This is a genomic window from Bradyrhizobium genosp. SA-3 (genome assembly GCF_004212635.1).
In the GTDB taxonomy this organism is placed as follows: domain Bacteria; phylum Pseudomonadota; class Alphaproteobacteria; order Rhizobiales; family Xanthobacteraceae; genus Bradyrhizobium.
Window position 1 is genome coordinate 1 of sequence record NZ_PSRT01000322.1, and the last position, 1,025, is coordinate 1,025.

Here is a 1,025-nt window from a genome sequence, read left to right on the forward strand (position 1 = left end):
GGTCTCCTTGGCGGGCGCGGCGGCTGCGGCCGGCGCAGGGGCCGGCGGCGCGGCGCGGAGCTTGTCGACCGTCTCCGAGAGCTTGGCGATCTTGGCCAACGGCTCGGCCTGCGCCTTCTCGAGCTTGTCGAGGCGGTCGTTGGCCCGATTGAACTGGCTGACACCGGTTTTCGAGCTGTGCTCGACATTGGCCTTGAGCGCGACGAGGTCGGCATCGATCCGCGCGACGGAAGCATCCAGCGCGCTGGTATCGGCGACCTGAACCGGCGCCGGGGCCGGGGCGGCAAAGTGCATCATGCCGGCGGTCGCGAGCGCGCCGCTGATCGCGCCGACGCAAGCGGCAATCGCCACCACCGCGGCCATCGCCGACAGGCGGCGCTTGCCGCCGGTCTCGCGCGGTTCCTCCGCCTTCACGTGGGGAGCAAAATCCTCGCGGTCCCAGGAGCGCTCCGAGGGCGCCATCACGATCAGCTTGCCGGGCTTCGGATCGACCTTGGCTTCAGCCTTGGACTCGGCTTTGGGTTCAATCTTGGCTTCGAACTTCGGCACCTCGATCCTTGGTGCCTCGATCTTTGGCGGCTCGACCTTGACCGGGTCAGGCTTGGGCGGTGCCTCGTGGTCGGGGGCGATCGAGGGGGCTTCGATCCCGGCAGCCACGACGGCCTGCGGCGCGGTCGCTGCAGCTTCGACGGCGCCATGATCCAGGGCGGCCTGCTCGGGCATTGGTTCGCTCACGGCTCAAATACTCCAGTCTAAGTTGACCTTTTGGTAACTTTCATTGCTTGCGAAATCCTTACCTCAGGACCCGCTTACCGAAATTTTAGGAACTCGTCCGAGGCCGAATTTGGCCGGGAAAGTGGAACCGGCGTGGCGGCGTGCAACAAATTGTAATCGGGGCAAGATGAACGGCCGCGCAACGGCCGGCCGTCGCCCTTCGAAGCTCGCTGCGCTCGCGCCTCCAGCGAGAAGGGCCTCGCCGTTGCACAAGGGTGACGGTGAGAGAGTCGGCCGCGCTGTCTCCAATT

1 protein-coding gene is annotated in these 1,025 nt (G+C 66.3%); it reads right to left on the minus strand.

Annotation, left to right across the window (positions count from 1 at the left end):
* A partial coding sequence (locus tag CWO91_RS42285) for a hypothetical protein (RefSeq protein WP_165406087.1) occupies positions 1-723 on the minus strand: 723 nt, incomplete at its 3' end.
* Positions 724-1,025: the final 302 nt, after the last annotated feature.